Annotated in this window: 6 protein-coding genes, 2 tRNA genes and 1 rRNA gene; all 9 read left to right on the forward strand. The window is 36.6% G+C overall.

Annotated elements, in window-relative coordinates; all coding sequences use genetic code 11:
* Positions 1–31: 31 nt before the first annotated feature.
* Positions 32–104 (forward strand) — tRNA-Val (locus G625_RS0114065).
* Between the two features lie 31 nt (positions 105–135).
* A tRNA-Met gene (locus tag G625_RS0114070) sits at positions 136–209 on the forward strand.
* A gap of 130 nt (positions 210–339) precedes the next feature.
* On the forward strand, positions 340–1,410 hold the full coding sequence (locus G625_RS0114075; RefSeq protein ID WP_044932908.1) for a 6-phosphofructokinase: 1,071 nt from the start codon (positions 340–342) through the stop codon (positions 1,408–1,410).
* A gap of 41 nt (positions 1,411–1,451) precedes the next feature.
* On the forward strand, positions 1,452–3,050 hold the full coding sequence (gene dnaX / locus G625_RS0114080) for a DNA polymerase III subunit gamma/tau (RefSeq protein ID WP_029201609.1): 1,599 nt from the start codon (positions 1,452–1,454) through the stop codon (positions 3,048–3,050).
* A gap of 11 nt (positions 3,051–3,061) precedes the next feature.
* Positions 3,062–3,397 (forward strand): YbaB/EbfC family nucleoid-associated protein, encoded by a 336-nt coding sequence (locus tag G625_RS0114085; protein ID WP_029201610.1) that lies wholly within the window; start codon positions 3,062–3,064, stop codon positions 3,395–3,397.
* Positions 3,397–3,993 (forward strand): recombination mediator RecR, encoded by a 597-nt coding sequence (gene recR, locus G625_RS0114090; RefSeq protein ID WP_029201611.1) that lies wholly within the window; start codon positions 3,397–3,399, stop codon positions 3,991–3,993. Before G625_RS0114085 ends, recR begins: the two co-directional genes overlap by 1 nt.
* A 30-nt stretch (positions 3,994–4,023) precedes the next feature.
* Positions 4,024–5,709, forward strand: coding sequence for a tetratricopeptide repeat protein (locus G625_RS0114095; protein WP_029201612.1), 1,686 nt, complete (start codon positions 4,024–4,026; stop codon positions 5,707–5,709).
* Positions 5,710–5,713: 4 nt separating this feature from the next.
* Positions 5,714–6,460, forward strand: coding sequence for a CvpA family protein (locus tag G625_RS0114100; protein WP_029201613.1), 747 nt, complete (start codon positions 5,714–5,716; stop codon positions 6,458–6,460).
* Positions 6,461–6,749: 289 nt separating this feature from the next.
* A 16S ribosomal RNA gene (locus G625_RS0114105) occupies positions 6,750–6,918 on the forward strand; the annotation flags it as partial.

The following is a 6,918-nucleotide window of genomic DNA, read 5'->3' on the forward strand; positions in this document are numbered from 1 at the left end:
TGAGTTTCACAGTTGTTATTTTCAACTGAATGGGGTCTTAGCTCAGCTGGGAGAGCATCTGCCTTACAAGCAGGGGGTCACAGGTTCGAGCCCTGTAGGCCCCATTAATTTTTGAAAATGACATTGGTTGAATATCGCGGGATGGAGCAGTCTGGTAGCTCGTCGGGCTCATAACCCGAAGGTCGTTGGTTCAAATCCTTCTCCCGCAAGTCTCTGAGATCACCTTTTGGTGGTCTCTTATTTTGTTGAAAAACATATGCTATACTTGTATAATTTATGAAGGAAAATTTTTGATTTTTTTAATATACATTAATCTATTGTCAGAAAGGAGAAGCTATAATGCGAGTTGGAATGCTTACAAGTGGTGGTGATTGTCAGGCGCTTAATGCAACCATGAGAGGTGTGGGAAAAGCACTGTTTAATTTGTTCGATGATCTTGAAATATATGGTTTTGAAAGCGGATATCATGGACTTATTTATTCGGAATATCATAAAATGGAGCGCTCTGATTTTTCCGGTATATTAAATATTGGTGGAACAATTCTGGGGACATCAAGAACACCTTTTAAAACGATTAATGAACCTGATGAAAATGGTCTTGATAAGGTTGAGGCCATGAAACATACCTATAGACAGCTTAGACTTGATTGTCTGGTTGTTTTAGGAGGAAATGGCTCTTTAAAAACTGCAAATCTTCTTTCTCAGAGTGGACTTAATGTTGTAGCATGTCCAAAAACCATAGATAATGATCTTTGGGGAACTGATATGACATTTGGTTTTCATTCCGCTGTTAATATTGCTACAGAAGCGATTGATTGTATACATACTACAGCAGCATCCCATAAAAGAGTATTTATAGTAGAAATAATGGGTCATAAAGTGGGTCTTATGACATTATACGCCGGTTTAGCCGGAGGAGCTGATATAATACTAATTCCTGAAATACCATATCATATAGATGCTGTATGTAATAAGATTCTTGAAAGGTATAAATACGGATCCAAGTTTTCAATTATAGCAGTAGCAGAGGGTGCCATTTCTTATGAAGATTCTTTGAAGTCGAAGAAGGATTATAAGAAAAAGCTGGCTGAAAGAAAGTACCCTTCTGTTTCGTACGAGCTTGCAGATGAGGTATTTAAGAGAACCGGAATAGAAGTAAGAGTAACCGTTCCCGGTCATACTCAAAGAGGAGGTGCACCTGTTCCTTATGACAGAGTACTGGCAACAAGATTTGGTATTGAAGCTGCGCAATTAATAAAAAAACAGGACTTTGGTAATATGGTTGCATTGGTTAAAAATGATATTGTTAAAGTTCCTTTAAAGGATATTGCCGGAAAATTAAAATATGTTAATCCTGATTCTCAGATAGTAAAGGAAGCTAAGCTTCTTGGAATTTCATTTGGAGATTGAAAAAGATTTTAAAATATTAATGTTTTAAATGAGGATTTTAATTGAGTTACACTGCATTATACAGAAAATGGAGATCTCAGACATTTGATGAGATCAAAGGACAGGATCCTATAATAGAATCATTTAAAAATCAGATAAAGACCGGGCGTATAGGTCATGCATATTTGTTCTGCGGAACCAGAGGAACAGGTAAAACATCTGTTGCGAAAATTCTAGCCAGAGCTGTTAATTGTGAAAATCCGGAAAACGGTAATCCTTGCAATAAGTGTGCAACATGCAGAGCTGTTTTGAATGATTCAAGCATGAATGTTATTGAAATGGATGCTGCATCAAATAATAGTGTAGAAGATATAAGACAGATACGGGACCAGGTTCAGTATCCTCCGGTTGATGCGAGATTTAAAGTATATATCATTGATGAGGTTCACATGCTAAGTCAGGCTGCGTTTAATGCTTTTCTAAAGACTTTGGAGGAACCGCCTGAATATGTGATATTTGTTCTGGCAACAACTGAGCCAAACAAACTGCCTATAACAATTCTTTCCAGATGTCAAAGGTACGATTTTCGTCGAATATCTACAGAAACGATAGCGGAAAGACTTCATGAAATTGCTGCAAGTGAGGGTATAGCTGTTGATGATGAAGCATTACACTATATAGCAAGAGTGGGGGACGGATCCATGAGAGATTCCGTATCACTGCTGGATCAATGCTCAGCCTTTCAATTCGATCATAAAATCGAATATGAAGATGCATTAAACATATTGGGAGCTGTTGATACATCTGTTTTTTCTGATATGATATGTGCGTTGAATAAAAAGGATATCAGGGACATCCTGAATATCATATCTGAAGTCATTGAGCAGGGAAGAGAGATAGGGCAATTTATAAATGATCTGATCATGTATATAAGAAACCTTCTCTTGGCTAGGAGTGTTGATAACTTAAACGGTCTTGTGGATATGTCCGGCGAGAATCTGTTAAAGCTAAAGGAAGATTCAACGCTGTTTTCTATAGATGAGTTGTTACGTTTCATCAGGATGCTGAGTGAACTGAGCAATCAAATGAGATATTCCGTATCCAAAAGGATATTATTGGAGACAACTTTAATGAAAATGGCCTACCCTGAAACGGATGCATCATTGGAAGGCTTAAATGCCAAGCTTAGCGAGATCAAGAGAAATATTGCAGAAATCAATATTGACTCAATAAAAAATGGGAATCTGGCCGGAACTCCGGTTTATACAAAAGACTATGTTCCAAAAGGAATAAAATCAGATTCTCCCAAAAAGGTAGCATTACCGAAAGCTCAGTATGAAGATCTTCAATTGCTGAAAAAGGAATGGAGAAATATATGCATAGCTGTTCCTTCTTCAGTTGTTTCAGTGGCTTTGAAAGATTCATATGTTAAACCTAACAGGGAGCATGATGGGATGATAATTGTAACAAAGAGCAAGGCTTGTTATAAGATCATTTCCGAAAATGAATCTAAGGATATGTTATGTAAGGTTGTTGAAAACAGATATAATAAATACATTAAATTTGTTACTGAATTATCTGAAGAAAAAGAAAATTCAACAATATATGTAACTGAAGATGATCTGAGTAAGATAAATATTAATATTGAAACAGAAGGATGAGAGGTTTATAAATGGCTAAACATGGTGGATTTCCCGGAGGAATGCCGGGAATGAATATGAATAATATAATGAAACAGTATCAGCGTATGCAGAGAAAACTCGAAGAGGCCCAGGAGGAGTTATCCAAGAAAGAGTATATCGGCCAGGCCGGAGGCGGAGCGGTAAAGATCACAGTTACTGGTGAGAAAAAGGTAATAAAAGTTGATATTGATAAAGATGCTGTTGATCCTGAAGATGTAGAAACACTAGAAGATATGATTCTTGCTGCGGTAAACCAGGCTATCGGTTCAGCAGATGAGGATTCGCAGTCTGAAATGGGTAAGCTTACCGGAGGAATTGGGTTCTGATGGAATATTTTTCAAAAGATATTTCAAAACTTATAGGTGAGCTTTCACATCTACCGGGAGTTGGCCAGAAAAGTGCCCAAAGGCTGGCATTCCATATTATTAATGCACCAAAGGAACAGGCTGAGCAGCTTGCAGAAGCTATTTTATCGGCTCGAAATAACGTCAGGTATTGTAAGATTTGTTATACTTTAACAGATTCCGATACATGTCCTATATGTGCATCCGAAAATCGTAATCATAAGCAGATAATGGTTGTTGAAAACAGCAGAGATATGTCTGCCTATGAACGTACGGGGAAGTACAGTGGAGTATATCATGTATTACATGGCGCCATTTCACCTATGCTTGGTGTCGGACCTGATGATATAAAACTAAAAGAATTGATAACCAGACTGAAGGATGATATTGAAGAAGTAATTATAGCTACCAATTCTTCATTAGAGGGTGAAACAACAGCAACCTATATTACTAAACTGATAAAGCCTATGGGAATAAAAGTCTCAAGAATAGCGTCAGGTGTGCCGGTTGGCGGAGATATAGAGAATATAGATGGCATAACCTTACTAAGAGCATTGGATGGAAGAGTTATTTTATAAATATTAACTGCTAAGGAGTATGATTGTTTAATGGATAAGTATGAATTTAACATTAAAGCTGAGCAAATGCGAAAGATGGCAGAGCAGGGCGATTATAAAACAGCCATGCAGATTGCCGATACGATAGATTGGAGACGAGTAAGAAACGCCAATCTTCTTTCTTCGGTAGCAGAGATTTATGAATATAACAAAGAGTATGAGGAAGCCAAGGATATTCTGATACTGGCATTCGAAAGAGCTCCTGTAGGCAAGAGATTCCTGTTTAAATTATCAGAGATTTCTGTTGAGGCAGGAGATATTCAGGAGGCCCAGGAATTCTATAAAGAATTCTGTGAAATGAGTCCGGATGATTCTAGACAGTTCCTGTTAAGATATAAGATTTTAAAAGCTAAAGGCGCGTCTAATGAACAGCTTATCGCACCTTTGGAAGAATATACATCAGTCGATGTAGATGAAAAATGGCTGTATGAGCTGGCAAAATTGTATTCTGATGTAGGATACGAAGATGAATGTGTAAAGACCTGTGATAAAATCATGCTTTTGTTTGGGCTTGGACAGTACGTTGATAAAGCCATGGAATTAAAGCAAAGGTACAGAGAATTATCAAAACAGCAGCTGGATCTTATTGAGAACAGAAGTCTTTACGAGGATAAACTTAAAAAGGCATCAGAACAATTTGAGGAGTTAAATGAAAAACCTTCTGAAATCAATATAACAAATATCAGGAATCATGAGAATGTTTCTGACAGGCAGGAAGAAATTGAAAATACTTCTTTGGCTGAAGACAGTAATGCTGATGATGAAGATACTGAAGTAACCGAAAAATTTGATTCTGAAGAGCCGGATAACAATGATTCCGGTAACAGTAAATCTGATGAGAATAAGGTAAAAGATAAGCTCAATAATTACCATATGATCATAGAATCCAAATCTAAAGAAGACGGATTTAAGATTGCAGTAGATGAAATTAAGTATTTTCATGACAAGTATGGTTATGATTTCAAAGTTGCCAAGACAAATTCCGAAAAACTGAATGAAAAAGGATTCGAAGCTTTTAAATCCAAGATCGAAGGAAAAGATCTTATCATAGAGGATGCAGGTTCTTTAACTTATAAAGTTGTTGATGAGATAGCAGATTATATTGATGAACTTGCAGACCCAAGTTCCATCATTTTGGTGGATGTTGTAGACAGGTTTGACAGAATGGCTGAAGACAGACCGTTATTTATAAAGAAGTTTGACCTGGTTTCCGATATAGAAGACGATCTTGTGGAAGATGTTCAGATAAATCAGGTAGAAATCCCTGCTAAGAAGGATGAAAAAGAAACCATAGTAACTGTAGATAAATCCAAAGTAGCGGTTAAAGCTAAGAATGTAGCTCCATCAATGCCAAAGCCGCAGGAAGAGGAGGATGCATTACCATCAGATTTTTATAAGGAAATGGATATTGATGATTTTGCAACTTATGCACAAAACTATGCAAAGAGTATAGATTGTGTTTTACCGGGAAAGACTGTATTGGCGTTATATGAAAGAATTGAAATAATGCAGGAGGACGGTATCGCTTTAAATAAAGCAAGCGCAGAAGACCTTATTGAAGAAGCTGCAGATAAGGCAGAAAAATCAGGATTCGGTAAAAAACTTGCAGGAGTATTTCATCCGAAATACGATAAAGATGACAGACTGATTTTACGGGAAGATTGCTTTGTGAGTTGAGTATATGACAGTAGCATTGGAAGTAATTAAAAACGACTGGGTTCAGATAAGCGTGATTACCTTTATGGTAGTCATGCTTATTTCAGGTTATTATAAAGGTTTTGTAAAGATGTCATCTAACCTAGTTACACTGATAATGTCAATTGTTATAACCAGGATGGCAAAACCATATTTTCAGGAATGGATAAAAAATAATGAAGCGGTGAAATCTTTTGTGAGTGAAAAAGTGGAGTTTCTGGTTAAGGAATATATAGAATCAAAAGCCGGAAGCAGCATACAAATGCAAAATGATTATCTATCAGGCTCAGATAATAATATAGTTAATATAATAATAAAAAACAGCCTTGGGAAAAGCGACGGTGACATAAGTGAACTGCTTGGGATAGATAAAATAGCAAGTGTAATAACAGAAAAAATATCAGACTTTGTTTTATCTGTTATCACATTTATAATCCTGATGATTGCAATAACGATCATAATGAAGCTTATTTTTTACATTCTTGATAAAATTGCTGCATTACCTGTATTAACTGTTATCAACAGAATATCCGGAGCTTTGCTCGGATTAATAGAATCAATATTGTATATATGGATAATATTTATAGTATTGAGCTTATTCCCGAAGAATGGACTAATAATTGATATTATGGAGCAGATAAACAGAGAGGGCACATGGCTGTATTTTCTGAAAGAATCTAATCTGTTTATAAAAGTTTTTGAACTAATAATAATGTCTGGCTTAAAAAAATAAAAATTTTTCAAAAAACCATTTGACAACACTATTAAGAGCTGATATATTAAACAAGCTGTCGCAAGAAAACAGCAAGAACCTTGAAAATCGAAGATCGATTAATACACAGACCCTGAAGATTCTATAAAGAAGATTCAGAAGCGGAAGATCTTTTGAAGATCTGAAGCGAGACCAAAAAGGTCTAAAGCGAATAATACAATCGCAGTAAAGAAAAACGGACAGAACAAATAAAGCCAAGCTTTTAGTTCTGAACGGGAAGAACTTAAAAGAGAGAAATCTCTTTCGTATTTAATATGAGAGTTCGATCCTGGCTCAGGATGAACGCTGGCGGCGTGCCTAACACATGCAAGTCGAACGAGCGAGAGATGAAACCTAGTGATTCTCGAGCGAGTGGCGGACGGGTGAGTAACGCGTGGGTAACCTGCCTTACAGAGGGGGATAACAGTCTGAAAAGACTG

Source organism: Oribacterium sp. NK2B42, assembly GCF_000424445.1.
Classification (GTDB): domain Bacteria; phylum Bacillota; class Clostridia; order Lachnospirales; family Lachnospiraceae; genus Oribacterium.

Bases quoted from the DNA above. Each gene is read 5' to 3' on its own strand.
- G625_RS0114075 (WP_044932908.1), top strand. From the start codon at position 340: ATGCGAGTTGGAATGCTTACAAGTGGTGGTGATTGTCAGGCGCTTAAT.
- G625_RS0114085 (WP_029201610.1), top strand. From the start codon at position 3,062: ATGGCTAAACATGGTGGATTTCCCGGAGGAATGCCGGGAATGAATATG.
- recR (WP_029201611.1), top strand. From the start codon at position 3,397: ATGGAATATTTTTCAAAAGATATTTCAAAACTTATAGGTGAGCTTTCA.
- G625_RS0114095 (WP_029201612.1), top strand. From the start codon at position 4,024: ATGGATAAGTATGAATTTAACATTAAAGCTGAGCAAATGCGAAAGATG.
- G625_RS0114100 (WP_029201613.1), top strand. From the start codon at position 5,714: ATGACAGTAGCATTGGAAGTAATTAAAAACGACTGGGTTCAGATAAGC.